Below are 24050 nucleotides of genomic sequence, written 5' to 3'. Positions count from 1 at the left end.
ACGGCGCGAGAGCCGGCCGCCGGTCAGCCGAGATCCTCGTCCTCCTCCGCCGGGGCGTAGACCGCCTCGCCGAGGCGCTTCAGCGGGCCGCCCGGTCCCGAGCGCTTCCACAGGCGTGTGTTGAGGGCGGCCACGGGGTCGTGCCCCGGCACCGCGAAGCCCAGCGCCGTCAGGCCCTCGAGGATCTCGCCGGCATGGAGGGGCCGGCCGGCCTCGTGCAGCAGGTTGACGGCAGCCGCCACCAGGGCGCGTCCGTGCCGGCGGGCGGCCACGAGGTCCTCGCCCGCCCGCGCCGCGTCCGGCAGCGGGTCGAGCCCTTGACCTTGCCCGGCGCCGGGCACGGGAATGGAAGCAGGTTCCGGAACCTCCGGCCGCCCCGGCGGCACGTCGGCGGCGCGGCTCGGCCCGCCGAGGCGGCGGCCGAGCTCGAGGTAGAGCTGGTGCTCGGCGATGGCGCGGTCGAGCGCGTCGCGACGATGGCGCAGGTCGCGCAGGGCGGCCTCGGCCTCGGCCTCGGACAGGAACATGGACGCCTCACGGAATATTCTTCAGAACCGACCGGGGTCAGATCGGTTCGTCGAATATTCCTTATGCCCAGCGTCTCCGCAAGATATATTCCCTAGGCCATAGAGGGAATATCCGTCACGCCACGGCCTGCGTGGCCTTGCGCGGCGGCCTGGCACCCCGCGGCGGGATCAGCAGGGTGCTCGGGTCGGCGGGCTGCAGCAGCATGCCGGTGTCGTCGAGGCGGATGGGCAGCTTCGGGAACACCTCCTGCAGGTGGGCGAGATCCGCCTTGAAGGCCTGCCGGAAACTGCGGATGCTGGCATTGTCGGCGCCGAACTGCTTGTGCAGGTTGTCCCAGGTCAGCCGCAGGGGCCGCTGCAGGGCGCGCAGGCGGTAGCCGACCCAGAACAGCAGGTCGAGCTTGCGCGCCGAGCCCGAGAAGGCCTTGGCCGCGCGGATGTCCACCGGCAGGGCGTGCTGGATCAGGTTGTCGTAGAAATCCTGGTGGAACTGGACGCTCTTCTGCCAGACCACCCCGTCGGCGCCCTGCGGCAGCCAGAGGTCGAGTTGGCGGAAGGGCGGCACGTTGAGGGTGCTGGCGCTGCCTGCCCCGTCCCAGAGGCCGATCTGCAGGGTGCAGGCGGCCAGCCGCGCCAGTTGCTCCTTGAACTGCCGGATGGTGCCGCGCTCGCCGCCCGTGACGGCGAAGCCCATCTCCTTCATGAAGCCCGACAGGCTGTCGGCCACCGCCACGGTGGGGCTGCGCTGGCGCACGGCCTCGGTGCAGAGGTGCAGCAGGACGAGGCGGGCCTTGGGGCCGTAGGGCAGGCCCTGGAACTCCATCTCGCCGGTGGCGGGGTTCTTCAGCCGCCCGGCCAGGAGGCTGAGGGAATTCCGGCCGTATTCGCGGAAGAACTCGCGCGTGTCGCCGGGGTCGCGATAGGGGAGGCCGCAGAGCGCCAGCACCGAGTGGATGTGCTGGAGGTTCTCCGGGCCCGTGGGCTCGGTCTCGATGACCTCGCGGATGGCGTCCCGGCGCCGCTGGTCGCGGCCCATGGCCTGGCGCCGGTCGACCACGGCACCGCGGGCGGCGGCCTCCGCGTCCCGGGCCCGCTGCCGGTGCAGGATGGTCTCCGCGATGGTGGCGAACAGGAAGCTGCCGCGGGCCGCCTCGACCTCGGCCAGGAGGTCCGCGTCGCGGATGCCCGCCAATGTGTCCTCGATCCCCAACAGACCCTGCCCCGATCGACCCCGAACCACGCCACCCGGCGACCATGCCCGATTCCCCGCCCGGGAGTCTCGGCGACCGAGGCGGAAGGTGGACGTCATCCCGGCTATCCACCGGCCGGGACGGGACAAAGGCTCGCGGGCCTGCACGCGGGATCCGGCCGCAGCGCCCCGACGCAGAGTTCGATACGGGGCCGGATTCGGCACAATCCCCAGAGTTCACCGCTCCCGTCCCGGATCCACGCCGAACCCGATACGCAGTTACGCAGAATCCCATGCACCGCCCGGGTTTGCGCACGCAGAGTCCGATACGGATCTGCGCAGAGTTCCATACGCAGCTGCGCAGAGTTCGATGCGCGAACACCCGTCAAGCCACGGGGAAAGCAGGGGTTTTGGCGCCCCCATATAACTCTCAGAAATGACTCTCTGAGAATCTCTTACTGATACCTTTCCTAAGGGTCCGGGTGTCGTTCGGAAGAACGAACACACCCCCGGCCAAGGCTTTTTCATGGGAATTTTCCAAAGCAAGCCACCGCCTCTCCCGCCTCCATCCCCAGCCTCACGGGTTGACCCGCAATCCGCTAAGGCAAGCGGATCGCGGTCGGATGGGAGGATTGGCGTGAGGATCGAGGATTTGCTGGCGCTGATGGCACAGCTGCGCGACCCGGAGACCGGCTGCGCCTGGGACGTGGCCCAGGATTTCGCCAGCATCGCGCCCTACACGGTGGAGGAGGCCTACGAGGTGGCCGACGCCATCGCCCGCGGCGACGCGGAGGATCTGCGCGACGAGCTCGGCGACCTCCTACTCCAGGTAGTCTTCCATGCCCGAATCGCGGAGGAATCCGGGCTGTTCGCCTTCCCGGACGTGGTCCGGGCCGTGATGGAGAAGATGGTCCGGCGCCACCCGCACGTCTTCGCACCGGACGGCTCCCTGCTGCCCGCTGGCTCCCCCCGGCGCGACCCCGAGGCCGTGGCCGTCCAATGGGCGGCGATCAAGGCCGAGGAGCGCCGGGTCAAGCCCTCGCGAGAGCCGGGACCGCTGGCGGGCATTCCCCTGCCGCTGCCCGCCCTGACGCGGGCGGAGAAGCTTTCGGCCCGGGCCGCCAGCTACGGATTCGACTGGACCGATCCGGCGCAGGTGGTGCTGAAGGTGCGCGAGGAGATCGACGAGGTCGCCGACGCCATGGCCCATGGCACCCGGGCGGCGGTGGCGGAGGAACTCGGCGACCTCTTGTTCTCGGTGGCCAACCTCGCCCGCCACCTCGGAGTCGATCCGGAATATTCCTTACGAGAAGGGAATAGGAAGTTCGAGCGCCGCTTCAACGCCATGGTGGCAGCCCTGGCGGCGCAGGGGCGCGGACTCGCCGACAGCGACCTCGACGCGATGGAGGCGGCCTGGGCGGCGGTCAAGGTGGCGGAGAAGGGCTGACCCCGGCGGTGCCCCCGGCTGGGCACACTCGAGCGCTCGCCCCGGGAGCTCAGGCCGGGCGTCGGCGGAACGGCCAGTCGATGACCCCGCCGGCATAGAGGGCCCACCAGACGAAGACCGGCTGAAACGCCAGTCGGGGGCCGTGGTACCACCAGCTGTCGGGCAGGCCCGGCACGACGATGCCCTCCAGCGCGTGCTTGAGGTTGGCCGGGAAGACGCAGACCGCGTAGAGGGCCAGGCCGATCCCGGCCCAGCGCCGGGTCGGACCCCAGGCGAGGCCGAGCACCCCGGCGAGCTCGCACAGGCCGGTGACGATCACCACGAGGCGGGGCTCCGGCACCCAGTCCGGCATGATCGGCAGGAAGGCGTCGGGGGCGGCGAGGTGGACCACGCCGATGAAGCCGTAGGCCGCCATCAGGGGCAGGCGCCACCAGACGCGCGGCGCCGTCATGACTCGAGTGCCGTCATGGAGCGAATGCGTCGCGCAGGTCGGCCACGAGGGCTGCCACCACGGGGTTGTCGGCGCTCGCGAAGGGGGTCTCGCCGATCGCCGTCACGGGGGCGAGACCCCGCAGGGAATTGGTCACGAACACCGCCTCGGCGCGCCGCAGCGCGTCGAGGCCGAAGCTGCGTTCGGCGACGGACACGCCGAGGCGCGGGGCACATCCCGAGAGAACCTCGGCGCGCAGGATGCCCGGCAGCACGCCGTCCGACAGGGGCGGGGTGACGAGGCCGCCGTCGATCACCGCGAACAGGTTGGCCGTGCCGGCGCAGGCGACGTGCCCCCGCGTGTTCCGGAACAGGGCCTCGTCGAAGCCCGCGGCCCGGGCCGCGCCGACGGCCAGCACCGCGTCGAGGTAGCCCAGCGTCTTCAGCTGCGCGGCCGGCGAGGTCTCGTTGCGACGGATCTCGGTGGGGTGGAGGGTGAGGGGCGCGAAGGCGAGGGCCGGTCCCACCGGGGCCGCGCTCGCCCACAGCACCGGCCGCGGCTCGGCCGGGGGGCTGAGCCCGCGCGGGCCGGAGCCCCGGGTCACGGTGGTGCGGATCGCCGCCAGGGGATGGGCCCCGCCGGCGCGCGCCGCGAGCGCCCGCATGGCGTCCGCGATGCGCTCGGGCGCCACGGGAAAGCCCAGCGCCGCGGTGGCGGCGGCGAGGCGGTCGACATGCGCAGCCTCGAACACGATGCGGCCGCGCCGGGCCAGCGCGGTGTCGAACACCCCGTCCCCGAGGGTCAGGCCCCGGTCGGCGAGGTCGAAGGGCACCGGCCCCTCGGTGAGGCCGCCGTCAAACCACAGCATCGGTCTGGGCCGGCAGGGCATGGTCGGCGCGCCAGTCGCGGGCGAGGCGCAGGAAGTTGGCGAAGACGGCGTGACCGTTCTCGGTGAGCACCGATTCCGGGTGGAACTGCACGCCCCAGGTCGGGTGGCTCCGGTGCGACAGGGCCATCACCTCTCCCTCGGGGGAGACCGCGTCGACGCTGAGGCGGTCGGCCATGCCGGGTTCGGGCGCCACGATGAGCGAGTGGTAGCGACCGACCTGCATCGGGTCGGGCAGGCCGGCGAAGAGCCCGGCCCCGTCGTGGCGGATCGGCGTGGCCTGCCCGTGCAGCGGGCGCCCGGCCCGCGCGACCCGGCCGCCGAAGGCCGCGCCGATGGCCTGGTGGCCGAGGCAGACGCCGAGCAGCGGCACCGCGCCGGAGAGCTCCCGGATGGCGGGGAGCGAGATGCCGGCCTCCGCCGGGGTGCAGGGACCGGGCGAGATCACGATCGCCTCGGGCTCCAGGGCGCGGATGCCGGCGACGTCGAGGGCGTCGTTGCGCGCCACCCGCACGGTCTCGCCCAGCTCCTCGAAGTAGCGCACCACGTTGAAGACGAAGCTGTCGTAGTTGTCGATGACGAGGATCACGGCGCCCTCCCAGCCCCGGGCTCGGCTGCCAAGACCTCGGTTTCGGCTGCCAAGGCCTCGGGCTCGGCTGCCAAGGCTTCGGGTTCGAAGGCCTGGAACACCCGGGCGGCCTTGGTCAGGGTCTCCTCGTATTCGGGGCCCGGCTCGGACAGCAGGGTGACGCCGCCCCCCGCCTGCAGCACGGCCCGGTTCCGGTCCATGAACACGGTGCGGATGGCGATCGCGGTGTCGAGGTCGCCGCTGAAGTCGAGGGCGCCGATGGCGCCGCAATAGAGTTCGCGCGCGTCGCCCTCGATCTCCGTGATGATGTCCATGGCGCGCAGCTTCGGCGCGCCGGTGATCGAACCGCCCGGGAAGGTGGCGGCGATCAGGTCGAGGGCGTCCATGTCCGCTTTCAGGGTTCCGGTGACCACCGACACGAGATGGTGGACCGAGGCGTAGGATTCGAGGCCGCACAGCACCGGCACCCGCACGCTGTGCGGCTCGCAGATGCGCGAGAGGTCGTTGCGCAGGAGATCGACGATCATGATGTTCTCGGCCCGCTCCTTGGCGTTGGCCTGCAGCGCCTCGCCCAGGCGCGCGTCGGCGGCCGGGTCGGTCACGCGCCGCACCGTGCCCTTGATCGGCCGGGTCTCGATCGCCCGCCCGCTGAGCTTGAGGAAGCGCTCCGGGCTGCTGGAGGCGACGCGCAGGTCCTCGAAGGCGAGATAGGCGCCGAAGGTCGCCGGGTTTGTGGCGCGCAGGCGCCGGTAGAGGCCGAACGGGTCGAAGCCCTCCGGCAGGTCGGCCTCGAAGCGCTGGGCGATGTTGGCCTGGTAGATGTCGCCGGCGCGGATGTAGTCGCGCACCCGCTCCACCGCCGCCTCGTAGCCGGCGCGGGTGAAGTTCGAGCGCCAGGCGAGCGGTCCCTGCGCCGCCGGCTCGGGGCTCGGCCGGGCCCCGGCCAGGCGTGCGGCGAACTGGGCCAGCCGGGCCCGGGCCCGGGCCTCGCGCGCCGCCGGATCAGTCTCGGGAAAGCCCGTGGCGATCAGGCGGCAGCGCCCGGTGCCATGGTCGAGGCTCAGCACCGTGTCGTAGAGGTTGAAGGCGATGTCGTCGCAGAGGCCCGCCCGCCGGGCCGGGGGGGCCACCCGCTCCAGCGTCGCGCCGAGGTCGTAGGCGAAGTAGCCGATGGCGCCGCCCGCGAAGGCGGGGCCGTCGGGGTCCCGCGCCGTGCGGTAGGGAGCGAGGCAGGCGCGCAGCGCCTCCAGGCCGGAGCCCGGGACGGGGCGTCCATCCAGGGTGGCTTGGCCATCGCGGAACCGGAAGCGCCCGAACGGGTCCGCCGCCAGGGTTGAGGTCCGCCCCAGGGTGTCGTGGTGCATGGCGCTGTCGAGGAAGGCGAGTCCCGGCTGGGCGGCCAGGGCCTCGGCCGCCGCGACGGGCTCGACGAACGGAATGTCAGCAATCCACATGACGACTCGAAGCTTTCAGGGCTGCGACGGACCGACGATCCCGGTGTGCCGAAGCATCGGGGGCCGACGCATCCGTCCCGGCCTGCGGTATCATGCACAGGTGGCATGCGCGATGCCGTGGCAAAAGCGCGATCCGCGCATGGCTCGACCCTGCGCGGCTCGCGTGACGGAGCGAATCCCGTTATAGGGCTGTCAACCTCTTTGTCCCGCCCTTCCCCGATTCCACGGCCGGTCCGGTTCCAGCAGCCGTGCCGGCCCGACGAGCATCCATGACCGCATCTCCCCTGTCATCGACCCCCGCCGAGGCGGCGCCGAAGAGCGCCCCGAAGATCTCCTTCGTCTCCCTCGGCTGCCCCAAGGCGCTGGTGGATTCCGAGCGCATCCTCACGCACCTGCGCGCCGAGGGCTACGAGCTCGCCCGGCGGCATGACGGCGCGGACGTCGTCATCGTCAACACCTGCGGCTTCCTCGATTCGGCCAAGGCGGAGTCGCTCTCGGCCATCGGCGAGGCCATGGCGGAGAACGGCCGGGTCATCGTGACCGGCTGCATGGGCGCCCAGCCCGACGAGATTCGCGAGAAATACCCGAACCTGCTCGCGGTCACCGGTCCCCAGGCCTACGAATCGGTGGTGGCGGCGGTGCACGAGGCGGTGCCCCCGGCCCATGACCCGTTCCTCGACCTGGTGCCGCCGCAGGGGGTGAAGCTCACCCCGCGCCACTACGCCTACCTGAAGATTTCCGAGGGCTGCAACAACCGCTGCACCTTCTGCATCATCCCGTCCCTGCGCGGCGACCTGGTCAGCCGCCCGGCGGGCGACGTGCTGCGCGAGGCCGAGAAGCTGGTGAAGGCCGGCGTCAAGGAACTCCTGGTGGTCTCGCAGGACACATCCGCCTACGGCGTCGACATCCGCTACGCCACGAGCCCCTGGCGCGACCGCGAGGTCCGGGCGAAGTTCTACGACCTCGCCGCCGAACTCGGCGAGCTCGGGGCCTGGGTGCGGATGCACTACGTCTACCCCTACCCGCACGTGGACGAGGTCATCCCCCTGATGGCGGAGGGCAAGATCCTCCCCTACCTCGACATGCCGCTCCAGCACGCGAGCCCCTCGGTGCTGAAGCGCATGCGCCGGCCCGGCAACCAGGAGCGCCAGCTGGAGCGCATCCGGCGCTGGCGCGAGATCTGCCCGGACCTCGCCATCCGCTCGACCTTCATCGTCGGCTTCCCCGGCGAGACCGAGGCCGAGTTCGAGGAGCTGCTCGCCTGGATCCGGGAGGCCAAGCTCGAGCGCGTCGGCTGCTTCGAGTTCGAGCCGGTGGCCGGCGCCGTGGCCAACGGCCTCGGCGACCTCGTTCCCCCGGAGGTCAAGGCCGAGCGCAAGCGTCGCTTCATGGAGGCCCAGCAGGGCGTCTCCGCCCGCCTGCAGAAGGCCCGCATCGGCAAGCGCCTGCCCGTGATCATCGACGCGGCCGATGGCACCGTCGCCAAGGGCCGCTCGAAATACGATGCCCCCGAGATCGACGGGAACGTTCACATCACGGCGCGCCGACCCCTGCGGGTGGGCGACATCGTCACGGTGAAGATCGAGCGCGCGGACGCGTACGATCTCTATGGCAGCGCGGTGTAGACCGCGACGCGTCTCTCTCCCCGTCGTGAGGAGGCGGTAGGGTGGTCGTGTGCCCCTCGGCCGACTGCGGCTGGCGGAGCCGCCTCTCCCCCTAAGGGCAAGTCTATCGCCTCGGGTGGCGCGCCGTCATTCCTGGACGCCGAGGGCGAACCTGGAATCCAGGGCCGCTGACGGTGCGAGGCCTCGCATCACCTGGGTTTCTGGATCCCGGGCTCCGCTGCGCTGTCCCGACGATGACCGGGTGCTGCGAGCGCGTTTCCGAAGCGCAGTTCGGCCGCGCTGCCCTGTCCCAAGGGAGAGGGCAGCGCGTCTTGTTCGGACAGGGCAGCGCCGCCGAGAGACGGGCTCGTAAGCCTACCCGCCCCCGATCGCCCCGCTCATGATTCGCCCGACTCCGGCCGCCGCCATGTCGCCCCAGGCCCTTTCCACCGAGCCGTCCCGGTCGATGCCCCGCACGGCGTCCGCGACCACCAGGGCCTCGAGACCGGCCGCCCGCGCATCGCGGGCGCTCCAGGCCACGCAGTGATCCGTGGCGAGGCCGCACAGGACCACCCGCGTGAAGCCGCGCTCGCGCAGGTAGCCGGCCAGCCCCGTGGGCGTGCGGCGGTCCGCCTCCAGGAAGGCCGAGTAGCTGTCGACCCCTGGATGGTGGCCCTTGCGGATCACCAGCTCGGCGCGGTCCGCCGCGAGGCCGGGAGCGAGGGCGGCCCCGGCGCTGCCCTGCACGCAATGCTCCGGCCACAGCATCTGCGGGCCATAGGCCAGCGCTACGGTGTCGAAGGGCGCCCGGCCGGGATGGCTGCTCGCGAACGAGACGTGCCCCGGCGGGTGCCAGTCCTGCGTCAGCACCGCGTGCGGGAACAGGCCGAGGAGGCGGTTCACCGGGCCGACCACGGCGTCGCCCTCGGGCACGGCGAGCGCCCCCCCGGGCAGGAAGTCCACCTGCACGTCGATGACGAGGAGGACGTCCCGGGCTCCCGGGGTCACGCGATCCTCCGATCTCGGGAAAGCCGGATCACGGGATCATCACCGTGGCGCCGGTGGTCTTGCGGGCGGCGAGATCCCGGTGGACCTGCTGCACGTCGGCGAGCTTGGCCGTGCTGTGGACCGGGATCTTCACCGCCCCGCTCGCCACCACCGAGAACAGGTTCTTGGCCATGGCATCAAGGGTCTCCCGCTTGCCCGCATGGGCGAAGAGCGAGGGGCGGGTGGCGTAGAGCGAGCCCTTCTGGCCCAGCAGCGCCAGGCTGAAATCGTCCACCGGACCGGAGGCCGAGCCGAAGCTGACGAACAGGCCCAGCGGGCTGATGCAGTCGAGGGAGGCCGGGAAGGTATCCTTGCCGACACCGTCATAGACCACCGGCACGCCCTTGCCGCCCGTGATCTCCCGGACGCGGGCCGAAAAATCCTCGTCGCGGTAGAGGATGACGTGGTCGCAGCCGTTGGCGCGGGCGAGCTCCGCCTTCTCCGCCGAGCCGACGGTGCCGATCACCGTGGCGCCGAGATGCTTGGCCCACTGGCAGGCGATGAGGCCGACGCCGCCGGCAGCGGCGTGAAACAGGATGGTGTCGCCCGGCTTCACCGCGTAGGTCCGGTGCAGCAGGTACTCGGCAGTGAGGCCCTTGAGCATCATCGCGGCGGCGGTCTTGTCGTCGACGTCGTCGGCGAGGTGCACGGCGGCGCTCGCCTCGATCACCACCTCCTCCGCGTAGGTGCTCGCGGCCGAGCCGTAGGCGACCCGCTCGCCGACCCGGAAGTCGGTGACGCCCTCGCCCAGGGCCACGATCACGCCGGCGCCCTCCTTGCCGGGGATGAAGGGCAGCTGGGGTGCCTTGTAGGCGCCCGAGCGGAAATAGATGTCGATGAAGTTCACCCCGATGGCGGTCTGGCGGACGTGGATCTGGCCGGGGCCCGGAGCCGGCAGCGCCACGTCCTCGTAGCGCATCACCTCGGGGCCGCCGTACGCGTGAACCTGGATCGCCTTCGGCATCGTGTCGTTCCTCAGTGTGGGTCTTCAGTGCGGATCTTCGGCGGGACGGATGCGACGCCACCGGCCGCGATGACGTGCGACATAGACGGTCCCAGACCGCCGGCAATGGCGCAAGGCTCGCATCCCTCCCCTGCTGGCCCATGTGCCGCCCCCGCGGACCCATGTGCGCCCGCGCACGGGGCCGGCGCCTCCGGGCGGCGGGGGCGACCGGATTGCGTCCGCGACGGCCCCGTGATTAACGCAGGTTAATGAGCCGGTCCGCGTCGCGCTGCCGAGGCTTGGACCCGGAGAGCGCCGACTCGGTCCGGCCGGGGCGACACGACCATGAGGGCGGATCGGCGGATGGATGAGATCGTGTGGATCCGGCCCGCCGGCTACGACCCCGCGGTCCAGCCGGGCACGATCCTGCGCCCGGATGCGGGGCTGCCGGAGTTCCGGGTCCTGGCGCGCCGGCCCGTGGTGATGATGTTCCATGCCGGCCCGGCCTGGGACATCCGGCCCTTCACCCAGCTCACCCTGCGGCTCGTGGCGCCGGAGGAGACCCCGGTGCGCGCCGGATCGGAGCGATCCCCCGGGCCTGGGGGAGCCGGAGGCGACGCCGGTTCGGGCGCGGCGGGTTAAGGCTCACACGATGCCGGTGAGGTAGTAGACACCGATCACCAGGAACACCGCCACGGTCTTCAGGAGCGTGATGGCGAAGACGTCGGTATAGGCCTGCCGGTGGGTCAGGCCCGTCACCGACAGCAGGGTGATGACCGCGCCGTTGTGCGGCAGGGTGTCCATGCCGCCGCTCGCCATGGCGGCGACCCGGTGCAGCACCTCCATGGGGATGTTGGCGGCCTGCGCCGCCGCGATGAAGGTGGAGGACATGGCCGCAAGCGCGATGCTCATGCCGCCGGAGGCCGACCCGGTGATGCCCGCCAGCGCCGTCACGGTCACGGCCTCGTTGACCAGGGGGTTCGGGATCGCCGAGAGGGCGTCGCGGATGACGAGGAAGCCCGGAAGGGCCGCGATGACCGCGCCGAAGCCGTATTCGGAGGCGGTGTTCATCGCTGCCAGCAGCGAGCCCGCCACCGCGGCGCGGCTGCCCTCGGCGAAGCCCTGGGAGACGGGGCGCCAGGCAAAGACCAGCACCGTGAGGATGCCGGCGAGCAGGGCCAGCTCCACGGCCCAGATCGCGGTCACGGAGGAGACCGCGGTGACGATGGGCTTGTCGAGGCCGGCCAGGACCGTCTCGGCCTTGGCGCCGTAGAGGCGCGGGATCGCGGCCGTGAAGGCGAGGTTCGACAGGCCGACCACGATCAGCGGCAGGAGGGCGATGGCCGGGTGGGCGCGGGCGGCCGCGTCCATCACCTGCGGCTCGTTGCTGTGGCCGGTGCCGTAGCCCTCGCCCCGGCGCTTGGCCGAGGCGATGCGCCGGTCGAGATAGGCGACGCCGGCCACCAGGATGAAGGCCGCCCCGATCAGCCCGAGCCAGGGGGCGGCCCAGGTGTTGGTGCCGAAGAAGGTGGTGGGGATGATGTTCTGGATCTGCGGCGTGCCGGGTAGCGCGTCCATCGTGTAGGAGAAGGCGCCGAGCGCGATGGTGCCGGGGATCAGGCGCTTGGGGATGTCGCTGAGGCGGAAGGCCTCCGCCGCGAAGGGATAGACCGCGAACACCACCACGAAGAGCGAGACGCCCCCGTAGGTGAGCAGGTTGCACACCAGCACGATGGAGAGCACCGCCCGCCGGGCGCCCACCAGCTCGATCACGGCGGTCACGATGGAGCGGGAAAAGCCCGACATCTCGATGACCTTGCCGAACACCGCGCCGAGCAGGAACACCGGGAAGTACAGCTTCACGAAGCCGACCATCTTCTCCATGAACAGGCCGGAGAAGACCGGCAGCACCGCCGCGGGATCGGTGAGCAGCACTGCCAGCAGGGCCGCCACCGGCGCGAACAGGATGACGCTGAAGCCGCGATAGGCGACGAACATCAGGAATCCGAGCGCCAGCAGCGCGATGAACAGGCTCAAGGGAACGGGCGTCCTCCGGGCGGCCGATGTCCACGGCCTTGCGCCGGATGCTACAAGCCTCGCCCCTGCGGCACCATCGCGGCCTTGACCGGCGGGGTGACACGCCCCTGTTAGCGTTAGGTTTTACGAGGGCGCGTCGGCCTGCACAGGCGACGGGCCCGAGGCCGTTCAGGAGACCGCGAGCCCGTGGCGACACTTCCTCCGAAATCCGAGACCTTCGCGGTCGCCGTGGTCGGTGCCGGCGCGGCGGGCCTGAGTCTCGCCCTGGCGCTCGCCCGCGAAGGCGTCGCCACCGCCCTGGTGGGCCGACACGCCCCCGTGGCCGACGGGCGCACGGTGGCGCTCCTCGACGGCTCGGTGCGCTTCCTCGATGCCCTCGGGGTCTGGGCCGCGATCGCGCCCCAGGCGAGCCCCCTGGCCGAACTCCACATCGTCGACGACACCGGCAGCCTGTTCCGCCCGCCCCCGGCCCGCTTCGTCGCCACCGAGATCGGCCTCGACGCCTTCGGCTGGAACGTCGAGAGCGCCCGCCTCGTCGAGGGCCTGCGCGCCGAGGCCCGGGCGGCGGCCCACCTGACCCTGTTCGAAGAGGATGCCGCGGGTTTCGCGGCCGGCGCCGACGCGGCCACGATCACGCTGGCCGGAGGGGCCACCCTGTCGGCCCGGCTCGTGGCCGGGGCGGACGGCGCCCGCTCGAAGCTGCGCGAGGCCGCCGGCATCCTGCCCCGCACCTGGTCCTACCCGCAGAGCGCCATCACGACGATTCTCGCCCACACGCGGCCCCACCGCGACGTCTCCACCGAGTTCCACACCCGGCAGGGGCCGTTCACCCTGGTGCCCCTGCCCGGCGGGCTCCGCTCCAGCCTCGTCTGGGTGATGGGCGAGAGCCCGGCCAAGCGCTTGGCCGCTCTCGACGACGCAGCCCTGGCCCGGGCGGTCGAGCACCAGGCCCAGGCGATGCTGGGGGCGATGCGCGTCGACGGGCCGCGCGGCCTCGTGCCGATGCGGGGCCTGTCGGTGCCGAGCCCGGTTGCGGCCCGCCTCGCCCTGATCGGCGAGGCCGCCCATGTCTTCCCGCCCATCGGCGCGCAAGGATTGAACCTCGGCCTGCGCGACGCCGCGTCCCTGCGGGATGCGGTGATGCGCGCGGTGTCCGATGGGCGCGACCCGGGTTCGCGCGCGGCGCTGGCCGGCTTCGCCCGCGGGCGCGACCTCGACGCGCGCTTGCGGTCGACCGCGGTCGATGCGCTCAACCGCAGCCTGCTCGCCGACCTCCTGCCGGTGGACGCCCTGCGCGGCCTCGGTCTCCTTGCCATGACGACGATCGGCCCGTTGCGTCGCATCGTCATGCGCGAGGGCGTGCTGCCCCGCCTCGGCGCCCCGAGCCTGATGCGCTGATCAGCGCCCGGCCACACTCCGGACCGGCGGCTGGACCGGATTCTCCTGCGCCGCCCTACGGTCGACCGAGCCGGTGGCGATCTCCGCCGCCGGGTCCGTCGCGCCGTCCTGGAAAGCGGTGCCAGCCTTGCCCAGGGCGACGCCGTGGGCGAACAGGGCCTTCATATACGCTTGGTCGAACGGCGTAGCGGAGGTTTTCCCGAAGCGCCCGTCGATCTGGGCGACCTGAAGGTCGAGGCCGGTGCGCCGGGCGAAGCCCTGGCTGAGGGCGAGCGCGGCCCGGGTCTGCGCCTTGATCGCCGCCGACATCGAGCGGCCGAGCACGCTCAGGGTGGTGCGCGACGCCATCTGAAAGTCGGGCGCCAGGCTGTTGTTGACGACGAGGTAGACCCGAGGCGTCGGCAGGGGCGCCGGATCCTTCGCCAGGAGCATCGATTCCGGAGCGAGGTAGTACGGCGCGGTGGTGCCGCCGTCGTCGTGCATCTCCTGGAAGTGCTTGCCGTCGCCCGCCACCGCGTCGATCATCACCGGCGGGAACACGCCGGGCACGGCCGAGGAGGCCAGGATCACCGACCGGAACAGCGCCAGCGCCTTCGGGCCCCCGGTCTGCGCGATGGCGCCCAGGTCCCACAGGACCGGCCGCTCGCCATCCACCGCCGTGGTCGCCACCAGGAGCCGGCGGCCCTTGGCGTGCTCCGCGGCCACCGCCTTCAGAAGGGCCGGGGTCACCGCCCGGTCGATCCTGCGCTTGAGGGGCCAGGTATCGGTGAGGGCCTCGTTCGTGCCGCCGAACTCGAACACGTCCGCGGCGGAGATCTCGGTGTAGTTCTGGCGCAGGGCCGCGTCGCCGGCGGCGCCGATGAAGGCGAAGGGTGCGATCATCGCGCCGGTGCTCACGCCCGTGATGATGCCGAAATCCGGCCGGGTCCCAGCTTCGCTCCAGCCGTTGAGCAGGCCGGCCGCGTAGGCGCCGTTCTCGCCTCCACCCGAGAGAACGAGCCAGGGCTGAGTGGCGGCCGAGGCCCCGTCGAGGAGGGTACGGAAGGCGGCGGCATCGTCGCCGGGAATGCGGAGCCCTGCGGCCAGGCCGTCCGGCCGCGCCGTCGCGGCCTCCGCGGCCGTGAAGGCCACGCGCCCGGATGGCGTCTCCGCCGAAACCTGCTTCTCGGCGGCCGGTCTGGCACGCTCGGCGGCGAACGCGGTCTGCGGAAGGCTGAGCCCGATCAGGGCTGCCCCGAGTAGCACCGGATGGCGGAAGCCGGTCCGCCGGGTCGATGATCCGGACATGGGTCCGTCCTTCGTAGTCCGTGAGGTGCCCCCCTCGATCGTGAGAACGTGAGCCGGAGACGCGCGTTCCACCGCCTGTCCCGCAGCGACGGCACGGCAAACGGCGTGCGTGCGCCCGCGCACCTTTACGGTAGGGTCAACCTTGCCCTAACCGCTGGTTCGGGACGCCGATCTCACACACAAAAACGCATCTCACACAAAGAAACTCCTGGGAGCCAGAAACCCTCATGAAACTGCCACGCCGCTTCTTCCAGCCGCTCGCCACCGGTGCACCGGCGCCCTTCCGCGAGCTTCCCGTCAAGCTGGAGCGGATGATCCACTTCGTTCCGCCCCACAACGACAAGGTCCGGGCCCGCGTGCCGGAGCTCGCCGCCACCGTCGACGTGGTTCTGGGCAACCTCGAGGACGCGGTGCCGATCGACCAGAAGGAGGCCGCCCGCAAGGGCTTCGTGGCCATGGCCCAGGCCACCGATTTCGCCGCCTCCGGCACCGGCCTCTGGACCCGGATCAACGCCCTGAACTCGCCCTGGATTCTCGACGACCTGTTCGAGATCGTCTCCCAGGTCGGGAACAAGCTCGACGTCGTGATGGTGCCCAAGGTCGAGGGGCCGTGGGACATCCACTACATCGACCAGTTGCTGGCTCAGCTCGAGGCCCGGCACGGCGTGACCAAGCCGATCCTCGTCCACGCCATCCTGGAGACCGCCGAGGGGGTCGCCAACGTCGATGCCATCGCCTCGGCCTCGCCCCGCATGCACGGCATGAGCCTCGGACCCGCCGACCTCGCGGCCTCCCGCGGCATGAAGACCACCCGTGTCGGCGGCGGCCATCCGGATTACCGGGTCGTTGCCGATCCGACCCAGGACGGGGCCGCCCGGGCCTCCGCCCAGCAGGACCTCTGGCACTACACCATCGCCAAGATGGTCGATGCCTGCATGGCCAACGGTCTCAAGGCCTTCTACGGCCCCTTCGGCGACTTCTCCGACGGAGAGGCCTGCGAGGCCCAGTTCCGCAACGCCTTCCTGATGGGGTGCGCCGGGGCCTGGACCCTGCACCCGAATCAGGTCGCCATCGCCAAGCGGGTCTTCGCCCCCGACCCGGCGGAGGTCGCCTTCGCGGTGCGGATCGTCGAGGCGATGCCCGACGGCACCGGCGCGGTGATGCTCGACGGCAAGATGCAGGACGATGCCACCTGGAAGCAGGCCAAGGTCATCGTCGATCTCGCCAAGCTCGTGGCCGAGAAGGATCCGGAACTCGCCAAGACCTACGGTCTCGCCTGAGCGTTTTTCGCCTCCCCTTCGTCATCGGCGGTGCTCCGCCGATGACAAGTGGCCCGGAGCCGCTTATTTTCCGTCGCATGACCGATACGATCACTGCTGATTCCGTGATGAGAACCGCCAAGTTCGGCCTCGGTGCCGTCGTGCGCCACCGCATCTATCCCTTCCGCGGCATCGTCTTCGACATCGATCCGGTGTTCGACAACACCGAGGAATGGTGGCTGGCGATTCCCGAGGAGGTCCGGCCACGCAAGGACCAGCCGTTCTACCACCTGCTCGCCGAGAATGCGGAGAGCGAATACGTGGCCTACGTGTCCGAGCAGAACCTCGTGACCGACACCTCCGGGGAGGCCCTCCGGCATACCGGGATCGCCGAGGTGTTCGAGCGCGGCGCCGATGGCAGCTACCGGATGCGCGGGGCTGCCCACGCCAACTGAGACCCTACCGGGCCGATCGGCGCCGGGAGACAGGCCCGTGAAACGCAATGAGGCCGGGCATCGCGCCCGGCCTCATTGCGTTGGAAGGCCGGCCGCGCGAGCGGCCGGCGGGAGTCGCGATCTCAGGGCTTCGGCGCGGTGGCCGGCGCACCGGCGGCCGGTGCCGCGCCGTTGGCGTTCTGCTGCTCGAGCTTCTTGCGCATGTCCTCGCTGCGCTTCTCCAGCTCGGCCTGCAGCTTCTTCTGCTGCTCCTCCAGCACCTTCGGATCGATGGCGGGGCCGTCGAAGGCCTTGCCGAAGCCGGTGATCGGCACCGCGAAGGTGACTTCGCGCTGAGTCTGGTTCTGGACGCTGACGTTGAGGGTGGTGCCCTTCTTCATCGCGGTGACGAGCTCGGGGCCGACATTGCCGGCCTCGGCGAAGCAGCCGTTGGGGAAGCACACGGCGAACTTGCCGGCGGTGCCCTGCTGGCCGTCGATGGTGAAGCGGATGCCCGGCTGCAGCAGCAGGCCGAGGGGCAGCAGGTAGCGAATCACCCGCACTTCCTGCTTCTGAGCGGCATTCTTCATCTCGTAGACGGCGACCGCGAGCACGGGCTGGCCCTGATCGGAGACGAAGTCACGGGTGGTGTAGCAGACGTCGGTGCCGCTGGCTTGGTCCTTGCCGCAAACCTTGGTCCATTCCGTCTGGGCCGGATCGGATTTCACGTTGACGATCTGCGGGCCCGTCTGGGCCGCGCCGGTGGGAGCGGCGGCCGGGGGGGCCGTCGGCGCGGGGGCGGTCGGGGCCGGCACGGCCTTGCCCTTGCCTCCCTGCGCGAGAGCCGGTCCGGCAACCCCCGTCACTCCGGTAAGGCCCGCCAGGGCGAGGAACGCGGCGACGCGCAGCGGGCGCGCGGGACGGTTGGCGAAGAACATCAGCTCTGACCCCTTAAGATGACGGCGTAACGGATTCGGCTCGCGGGATGCGCCTCGAAGCTGGGGCGCGGATTCGCATCGAACGGTTCGGACTTCAAGGGCGCTTCGGGCGTTCGGACGTCCGTTCGGCCCTGGCCCGGCGCATTCATCGCACCAGGCCCGCCGGACAGGCACCTTTCGACCGAGATCGCTTCGAAGCCGACATCCCCCTGGGCCGAGACCACGACTGGACCGGGATCGCAGCGGCGCAGCGGATGAGACCCTCCGCCACCGCGCGGCAACCCGCGGACCGCACCATCGATGGCGCAGTCCCGTCCCGACGACAGGGCGGCCTGCTTTCCCCCCGAATGCGGCGAAGACATGACACCACGGCCGTGGCCGGCGGGCCGCGGCGGCGCCGGGGTTAAGGCGGGCTTAACCCTAAACCTTCATGAACGGTGGGTCGCGGGAGTCAGCGTACGTGCCGGCGCAGCAAGCAGCCCAGTTCCAAGCCTCCCATCTCCTGGACTCGGTCCGGGCGGGAATTCCCCTATCCCAGGCCAGCCGCCGCGTGGCCGGCGGGCCCCTGCCCGGACCCGGCCGTCCGGCCCTGGTCGGGTCCGGGGCCGCGCCGGGGAGTCCTGCGGGCGAGGGGCCCGACAGCGTGCGGGTTCCGCCCCGGGCGCAGCGCCTCTGCACCCTTCTGGCGGGGACAGCCCATGCCCATCCCCAGCGCGTCGCCTTCGTCGATCCGCCGCACAAGCCCCTCTGGAGCGGGCGGCCCGCCATCACCTGGACCTACGCGGCGGCGGCCGAGATCGTCGCCCGCCTCGCCAACGGCCTGCGCAGTTGGCGCCTGGCCCCCGGCAGCCGCATCGGCATCGCCCTCCCGGGCAGCTCCGAGAGCTTTCTCGCCTACCTGGCCGTGGAGGCTGCCGGCCACATCCCGTGCCTGCTGCCGCTGAGCCTCGACGAGGAGGGGCTCCTCGCCGCCGTGCAGCAGGCCGCCCTCCCGGCGGTCATCACCCAGACCCGGTTCGGCCCCCTCGCCCTGGCCGAGCGCCTGTGCCGGGTCGCGGTCCGGTATTTCGGGCTGCGCTACCTCGCCGCCTTCGGCCCGGACGTTCCGGACGGCGTGATCAGCCTCGACGCCATGGCCCTCGACCATGCGGGCGGCCCCTTCGTCCCCGGGCCCGGCGGCCTCATCAGCTTCACCGCGGGCGATCCCGCCCATCCGGTCCACCGCAGCGGCGATGCCCTGCTGGCGGCCATCGCCGTCTACCTCGTCACCGCGCGGGTCCAGCCCGGGGACCGCATCCTCAGCCTGGTGCCGCAGAGCGACCTGCGCGGCCTCGTGACCGGCCTCGGGGCGGCCCTCGTGGCGGGTGCCGGCCTCGAGACGCTCCCGGTGTTCGAGGCCCGCAGCTTTGCCGACGCCCTCGGCCGGCCGCTGCCGACCCGCCTCGTCGTACCGGCGGCGCTGGAGCGAAACCTCGCCGCCAGCCGCCTGCCGCGGACGCTGGAGGCCATCGTCCTCGCGCATCGCGCCCCGGGGCGCCTCGGTCCGCGCACCCTGGCCTCCGAGGCTCATCGCCCGGTCATCGACGTGGTCGCCTTCGACGAGACCGCCCTCCTGGCCGGTGCCCGGGAGGCCAACGACGTCGCCCTGGCGCTGACCCATCCCGAGCGCGCGCACCTGTTCTCGACCCTCATGGCCCTGCGGCGGGACCCGGACGGCCACCTCGCCTTCCGGGGCCGGGCCTGCCACGCCGAGCCGCTGCAGCGCGATATCCTGATCCCCGAGACGGTCGACGCCTGGGCGCCCTCGCCCTTCGCCGCCGGCGTCGAGGACGACCGCACCCTCGCCATCCGGCGCGCCTGAACCGCCCGGCTTCCGGCCGGCCGGCCGGGGGAGCGGGAGGCCGGCCGGCGATCGGCCACCGCTCCCGCCGCCACGCCGCGATTGCACTGCCGAAAGCCGGATTGCCGATTCACCGGAACGGGTTGGGTCGCGGGCCGCGCGTGCCAGCCCCACCGAATGATGCGCCGCATCGGTTCGGTTCATCCGCCGCTCAGGGAGTCGGCGGCAGGGTCACGTCCGGAACGTGGCCGGCGAACCAACCGCCCTCACGTGTGTTGTCACACGGGTCTCTTTCCAAGGGACAAAGGATGGGCTAGCACTGATGCTCATGGGTGCGCTGCAACAAGTTCTCGTTGTCGACGATGGTCATCGCGCCATCGATCATTCGCTCGCCGCCGAGCTCGCCGAGCTCGGCTACGCCAGCGTCACAGCCTCGCTCGAGGCGGCGCACGACGTGCTCGCGGTCATCGCGCGCCCGGCCGCCATCCTGCTCCAGGCCTCGTCCCGGCGCGATCCGGCCTATGCCCAGCTCTCCGAGCGCCTGCGCGAGCAGATGCGCCAGGCCGGCATCCCGGTGATCGTCGTCGACGAGACGATGGGCCGTCGGTCCGGCGCCTGCATCGACCTGCAGAGCCAGATCGGCCCCTACGTGCTGAACCACCCGGACCTCTGAGGGGGCGGTCGAAGAGACCGTCCCAACCTGTTCTCTTCCTTGCGAAAAGGGCGTGCCGGCGGCGCGCCCTTTTCGCGTTCCGGCCCTCACGCCGCCTGCTTCCCCCGGGCTACGCCGCCTGCTTCCCCCGGGCTACGCCGCCTGCTTCCCCCCGGCTACGCCGCCTGCTTATCCCCGGGCTACGCCGCCTGCTTCCCCCCGGCTACGCCGCCTTCTTGCGCCGGGCGATCGTGGACAGGCTGCGCAGGATCGTCGTCGTCACCTTCAGACGCTCCGGGATCGTGTCGAGCTCGCGGATGAAGACGATGCTCATGTCCGGCCGCACCTTGGCGAAGGAGGCCTGCTCGGCGACGTAGGCCACGAGCCCCTGCGGGTTGGCGAAGGCCTTGTCGCGGAAGTGGACGACGACGCCCTTCGGGCCGGCCTCGACCTTCTCCACGTTGGTGTCGCGGCACAGGATCTTGATGGTGACGATCTTGAGGAGCTGCTCCACCTCCGGCGGCAGCGAGCCGAAGCGGTCGATGAGCTCGGCGCCGAAGCTCTCCATCTCGGCGTCGTTCTCCAGGGTCGAGAGCCGGCGGTAGAGGCCGAGGCGGACGGTGAGGTCCTCGACGTAGTCCTCCGGGATCGTCACCGGCGCGCCGAGCGCGATGGTGGGCGACCAGGCCTCCTCCACCGGCTCGTCGATGCCGGCCTTCAGGGCCGTGACCGCGTCCTCCAGCATCTGCTGGTAGAGCTCGTAGCCGACCTCCTTGATGTGGCCGGACTGGGCGTCGCCGAGCAGGTTGCCGGCGCCGCGGATGTCGAGGTCGTGGGAGGCGAGCTGGAAGCCGGCGCCGAGCGTATCGAGGGTCTGGAGCACCTGCAGGCGCTTCTCCGCCTGGACCGTGAGGGTGCGGTTGGCCGGCGTCGTGAACAGGGCGTAGGCCCGGGCCTTGGCGCGCCCGACGCGGCCGCGCAGCTGGTAGAGCTGGGCGAGGCCGAACATGTCGGCCCGGTGCACGATGAGCGTGTTGGCGGTGGGGATGTCGAGGCCGGATTCGACGATGGTGGTGGAGAGCAGCACGTCGAACTTGCCCTCGTAGAAGGCCGTCATCACGTCCTCGAGCTGGCCCGCCGCCATCTGGCCGTGGGCCACCGCCACCTTGGTCTCGGGCATCTCCTGGTCGAGGAAGCGCTTGACCTCGGCGAGGTCCTCGATGCGCGGCACCACGTAGAACGACTGGCCGCCGCGGTAGCGCTCGCGCAGCAGGGCCTCGCGGATCAGCAGCGGGTCGAACGGCGTCACGAAGGTGCGCACGGCCAGGCGGTCCACCGGCGGCGTCGCGATGATCGAGAGCTCGCGCACCCCCGTCATGGCGAGCTGCAGGGTGCGGGGGATCGGCGTCGCCGACAGGGTGAGCACGTGCACGTCGGCCTGGAGGGCCTTGAGGCGCTCCTTGTGGGCCACGCCGAAATGCTGCTCCTCGTCGACGATGATGAGGCCGAGATCCTTGAAGGCGACGTTCTTGGCCAGCAGGGCGTGGGTGCCGACCACGATGTCGACGGTGCCGGCGACGAGGCCGTCGCGCACCCGCTTCATCTCGGTGGTGGAGACGAAGCGCGACATCTGGGCGACCTCGACGGGCAAGCCCTTGAAGCGCTCGGCGAAGGTCCGGTAGTGCTGGCGCGCCAAGAGCGTGGTGGGCACCACCACCGCCACCTGCTTGCCGCCGAGCGCCCCCGCGAAGGCGGCGCGGAGCGCCACCTCGGTCTTGCCGAAGCCGACATCGCCGCAGACGAGGCGGTCCATCGGCCGGCCGGCATTGAGGTCGGTGAGCACCGCGTCGATGGCGTTGGCCTGGTCCTCGGTCTCGTTGAAGGCGAAGCGGGCGGCGAACTCGTCGTAGAGCCCCTCCGGCGCGTGCAGGCGCGGGGCCTGCCGCACGAAGCGCTCGGCCGCGATCCGGATGAGCTGGCCGGCCATCTCCAGGATGCGCTTCTTCATCTTGGCCTTGCGGGCCTGCCAGGCGCCGCCGCCGAGGCGGTCGAGGGCCACCTCGGCATCCTCCGAGCCGTAGCGCGTCAGGAGCTCGATGTTCTCCACCGGCAGCAGCAGCAGGCCGCCGGCATACTGGATCTCCAGGCAATCGTGCGGCGCCCCCGCGGCCGTCACGGTCTTGAGGCCGACGAAGCGGCCGATGCCGTGGTCGGCATGGACCACGAGGTCGCCGGGCTGGAGGGCCTGCACCTCCAGGATGATGTCCTGCGGGCGCTTGGCCTTGCGCTTCTGGCGCACCAGCCGGTCGCCGAGGATGTCGCCCTCCGAGATCACCGCGAGGCGGTCGACGACGAAGCCGGATTCCAGGCCCCAGACCGCGACGGCGATGTCGGTGCCGCGCTTCAGGGCGTTCACCGCCGCGAGGGTGTTGATCGCCACGGGCTTCTTCAGGCCGTGATCGGCCAGCACCGAGCAGAGCCGGTCGCGCGAGCCGTCGGACCAGGAGCCCAGGATCACGTGATGACCGGATCCCTGCAGGTCCTTCACGTGGGCGACCGCCGCGTCGAACACGCTGGCGGCCTCGTCGGCGCGCTCGGCGGCGAAGCTGCGGCCCTGGCGGCCCTCGCAGTCGATGGTCGCCCGGTCCGGGCTCTCCGGCATCGAGAACGGCGAGAGCCGGGCGACGGAGGCCGCCGCGACCCGGTCGCGCCACTCGTTGGGGGTGAGGTAGAGGGCGGAGGGCTTCAGGGGCTTGTAGGGCGCGACTCCGGGGGACGGCGCCTTCATCGCCTCGGCGCGGGCGTCGTAATAGTCGCGGATCAGGGTCAGGCGCTCGCCCGCCGCCTCGTCCACCTGGGCGTCGAACACCATCGGCACGCCGGCCACGTAGTCGAACAGCGTGTCGAGGTGGTCGTAGAACAGCGGCATCCAGTGCTCGAGGCCGGCATAGCGCCGGCCCTCGCTGATCGTCTCGTAGAGTCGGTCGTCGCGGGTGGCGGCCCCGAAATTCGAGACGTAGCCCTGGCGGAAGCGCCGGATGGTCTCGGTGGTGAGCTGGACCTCGCTCATCGGCACGAGGTCGAGGGAGCGCAGCTGCCCGATGGTGCGCTGGGTCTCGGGGTCGAAGGCGCGGATCGATTCCAGGGTGTCGCCGAAGAAGTCGAGGCGGATCGGGTTGGGCAGCCCCGGCGGCGACAGGTCGAGGATGCCGCCGCGGACCGCGTACTCGCCCGTGTCCCGCACCGTCCCCGTGCGCAGGAACCCGTTGGCCTCGACCCAGGCCGTCACGGTGTCCATCGGCACCACGTTGCCGATCGCCGCCGAGAAGGTCTCGGTCGCGATCTTCTCTCGGGGCGGCACCCGCTGGATCAGCGCGTTGACCGTGGTGCAGAGGATGCGGGGCTGTTCCTCCGAGGAGCGCGAGCGGGCGAGCCGCGACAGGGCCGTCATGCGCTGGGCCGCGATGGCGCCGTTGGGCGAGACCCGGTCGTAGGGCTGGCAGTCCCAGGCCGGCACGCTCAGCGTCTCGATCTCGGGGGCGACGAACTTCAGGGCGCCGACGAAGGCGGCCGAGCGCCCGGAATCGCGGGCGACATGCACCAGCACCGCCGGCCCCTCGACGTCGCGGCTGAGGGCCCGGGCGAGGTCCGCCACGACCACCGCGTCGAACCCCTCCGGCACGTTGGCGAGCGTCGGGCTGTCGCCGCGCTTCAGCGCCTCCAGGGCCCGGGCGAGGGCACCGGATTTCGGCAGGGCGAAGCGCGCCGTCTGGGGCGCGGGGGCTTTGGCTTGGGGCTTGGCGGGTTGGGGTTTGGCCATCGGGTCGGGGTTTTGCACTCGTGCTGCGCCGGTCGGACCCTGACGGTTCGTCCGGCTTCGTTCGTCTGAAGGACCGCGCCGGCCACCGCGCCGGACGGGTCAGGGGTGCCGGGGCGCGAGGGACGCGCGGGCCCGGACCGTATGTAACCGCGGGCCCGGTCCTTACCAGACCCGGGCGCTCCCGTACCGGCGTTAACGCACCCCACCGCGTTGATCCAGCGCAGCGGCCGAGCGCGCAGGCTCCCCCCAGGCTCCCCCTCCCCCAGGCC

20 protein-coding genes are annotated in these 24050 nt (G+C 71.5%); 8 read left to right on the top strand and 12 right to left on the bottom strand.

The window, feature by feature from the left end; all coding sequences use genetic code 11:
* Positions 1–23: 23 nt before the first annotated feature.
* Positions 24–527, bottom strand: coding sequence for a hypothetical protein (locus AC0IY1_RS12955; protein ID WP_055949046.1), 504 nt, complete (start codon positions 525–527; stop codon positions 24–26).
* A gap of 115 nt (positions 528–642) precedes the next feature.
* Complete coding sequence (locus AC0IY1_RS12950) at positions 643–1737, bottom strand: replication protein RepA (protein WP_471770034.1); 1095 nt, start codon at positions 1735–1737, stop codon at positions 643–645.
* A 616-nt stretch (positions 1738–2353) separates the two neighbouring features.
* On the opposite strand from AC0IY1_RS12950, the gene mazG reads away from it, so the two are divergent.
* Entirely contained in the window at positions 2354–3163 is an 810-nt protein-coding gene (gene mazG / locus AC0IY1_RS12945; protein WP_280137529.1) for a nucleoside triphosphate pyrophosphohydrolase, read from the top strand.
* Between the two features lie 49 nt (positions 3164–3212).
* Here the strand turns inward: mazG and AC0IY1_RS12940 are convergent, their stop codons facing one another.
* Genes AC0IY1_RS12940 through pabB form a run of 4 tightly spaced genes read right to left on the bottom strand, consistent with a single transcriptional unit; the run spans position 3213 to position 6522 of the window.
* Positions 3213–3614, bottom strand: coding sequence for a DoxX family protein (locus AC0IY1_RS12940; RefSeq protein ID WP_055949043.1), 402 nt, complete (start codon positions 3612–3614; stop codon positions 3213–3215).
* A gap of 13 nt (positions 3615–3627) precedes the next feature.
* Complete coding sequence (locus AC0IY1_RS12935) at positions 3628–4461, bottom strand: aminotransferase class IV (RefSeq protein ID WP_055949040.1); 834 nt, start codon at positions 4459–4461, stop codon at positions 3628–3630.
* Positions 4448–5068 carry an anthranilate synthase component II gene (locus AC0IY1_RS12930; protein WP_055949037.1) on the bottom strand — a complete coding sequence of 207 codons (621 nt, stop codon included), beginning with the start codon at positions 5066–5068 and terminating at the stop codon, positions 4448–4450. Before AC0IY1_RS12930 ends, AC0IY1_RS12935 begins: the two co-directional genes overlap by 14 nt.
* A complete protein-coding gene (gene pabB / locus AC0IY1_RS12925; RefSeq protein WP_471770032.1) occupies positions 5065–6522 on the bottom strand; it encodes an aminodeoxychorismate synthase component I in 1458 nt (485 codons plus the stop codon). The genes AC0IY1_RS12930 and pabB overlap by 4 nt, the downstream gene beginning before the upstream one ends.
* Positions 6523–6791: 269 nt before the next feature.
* On the opposite strand from pabB, the gene rimO reads away from it, so the two are divergent.
* A complete protein-coding gene (rimO, locus tag AC0IY1_RS12920; protein WP_055949031.1) occupies positions 6792–8147 on the top strand; it encodes a 30S ribosomal protein S12 methylthiotransferase RimO in 1356 nt (451 codons plus the stop codon).
* A 354-nt stretch (positions 8148–8501) separates the two neighbouring features.
* Here rimO and AC0IY1_RS12915 read toward each other — a convergent pair whose 3' ends face one another.
* On the bottom strand, positions 8502–9134 hold the full coding sequence (locus tag AC0IY1_RS12915) for a nicotinamidase (protein WP_103709456.1): 633 nt from the start codon (positions 9132–9134) through the stop codon (positions 8502–8504).
* A 28-nt stretch (positions 9135–9162) separates the two neighbouring features.
* On the bottom strand, positions 9163–10137 hold the full coding sequence (locus AC0IY1_RS12910; protein WP_471770030.1) for a quinone oxidoreductase family protein: 975 nt from the start codon (positions 10135–10137) through the stop codon (positions 9163–9165).
* A gap of 342 nt (positions 10138–10479) precedes the next feature.
* Between AC0IY1_RS12910 and AC0IY1_RS12905 the strand changes: the two genes are divergently transcribed.
* Positions 10480–10758 (top strand): hypothetical protein, encoded by a 279-nt coding sequence (locus AC0IY1_RS12905; protein WP_471770027.1) that lies wholly within the window; start codon positions 10480–10482, stop codon positions 10756–10758.
* A gap of 3 nt (positions 10759–10761) precedes the next feature.
* Here AC0IY1_RS12905 and AC0IY1_RS12900 read toward each other — a convergent pair whose 3' ends face one another.
* On the bottom strand, positions 10762–12153 hold the full coding sequence (locus tag AC0IY1_RS12900) for a GntP family permease (protein WP_471770025.1): 1392 nt from the start codon (positions 12151–12153) through the stop codon (positions 10762–10764).
* 186 nt (positions 12154–12339) lie between these two features.
* Between AC0IY1_RS12900 and AC0IY1_RS12895 the strand changes: the two genes are divergently transcribed.
* On the top strand, positions 12340–13551 hold the full coding sequence (locus AC0IY1_RS12895; protein ID WP_471770022.1) for an FAD-dependent monooxygenase: 1212 nt from the start codon (positions 12340–12342) through the stop codon (positions 13549–13551).
* Here the strand turns inward: AC0IY1_RS12895 and AC0IY1_RS12890 are convergent, their stop codons facing one another.
* Positions 13552–14838: a patatin-like phospholipase family protein gene (locus AC0IY1_RS12890; protein WP_471770020.1), complete on the bottom strand. Its 1287-nt coding sequence runs from the start codon at positions 14836–14838 to the stop codon at positions 13552–13554.
* A gap of 227 nt (positions 14839–15065) precedes the next feature.
* Here AC0IY1_RS12890 and AC0IY1_RS12885 point away from each other — a divergent pair, with 227 nt between their 5' ends.
* Positions 15066–16118, top strand: a complete 1053-nt coding sequence (locus tag AC0IY1_RS12885) for an HpcH/HpaI aldolase/citrate lyase family protein (RefSeq protein ID WP_055949013.1) — start codon at positions 15066–15068, stop codon at positions 16116–16118.
* A 107-nt stretch (positions 16119–16225) separates the two neighbouring features.
* Positions 16226–16552 (top strand): heat shock protein HspQ, encoded by a 327-nt coding sequence (gene hspQ / locus AC0IY1_RS12880; RefSeq protein WP_244472571.1) that lies wholly within the window; start codon positions 16226–16228, stop codon positions 16550–16552.
* 122 nt (positions 16553–16674) lie between these two features.
* Here the strand turns inward: hspQ and AC0IY1_RS12875 are convergent, their stop codons facing one another.
* Complete coding sequence (locus AC0IY1_RS12875; protein WP_471770018.1) at positions 16675–17469, bottom strand: invasion associated locus B family protein; 795 nt, start codon at positions 17467–17469, stop codon at positions 16675–16677.
* Between the two features lie 460 nt (positions 17470–17929).
* On the opposite strand from AC0IY1_RS12875, the gene AC0IY1_RS12870 reads away from it, so the two are divergent.
* Both AC0IY1_RS12870 and AC0IY1_RS12865 read left to right on the top strand, forming a co-directional pair.
* A complete protein-coding gene (locus AC0IY1_RS12870; RefSeq protein WP_348271569.1) occupies positions 17930–19330 on the top strand; it encodes a class I adenylate-forming enzyme family protein in 1401 nt (466 codons plus the stop codon).
* A gap of 307 nt (positions 19331–19637) precedes the next feature.
* Positions 19638–19982, top strand: coding sequence for a hypothetical protein (locus AC0IY1_RS12865; protein WP_055949215.1), 345 nt, complete (start codon positions 19638–19640; stop codon positions 19980–19982).
* A gap of 202 nt (positions 19983–20184) precedes the next feature.
* Here AC0IY1_RS12865 and mfd read toward each other — a convergent pair whose 3' ends face one another.
* Entirely contained in the window at positions 20185–23781 is a 3597-nt protein-coding gene (gene mfd / locus AC0IY1_RS12860) for a transcription-repair coupling factor (RefSeq protein WP_471770016.1), read from the bottom strand.
* Positions 23782–24050 lie beyond the last annotated feature (269 nt).

This window comes from Methylobacterium sp. AC690, assembly GCF_979256535.1.
Note: the sequence above shows the minus strand (reverse complement) of the source record. Positions and strands in the feature narration are given on the sequence as shown.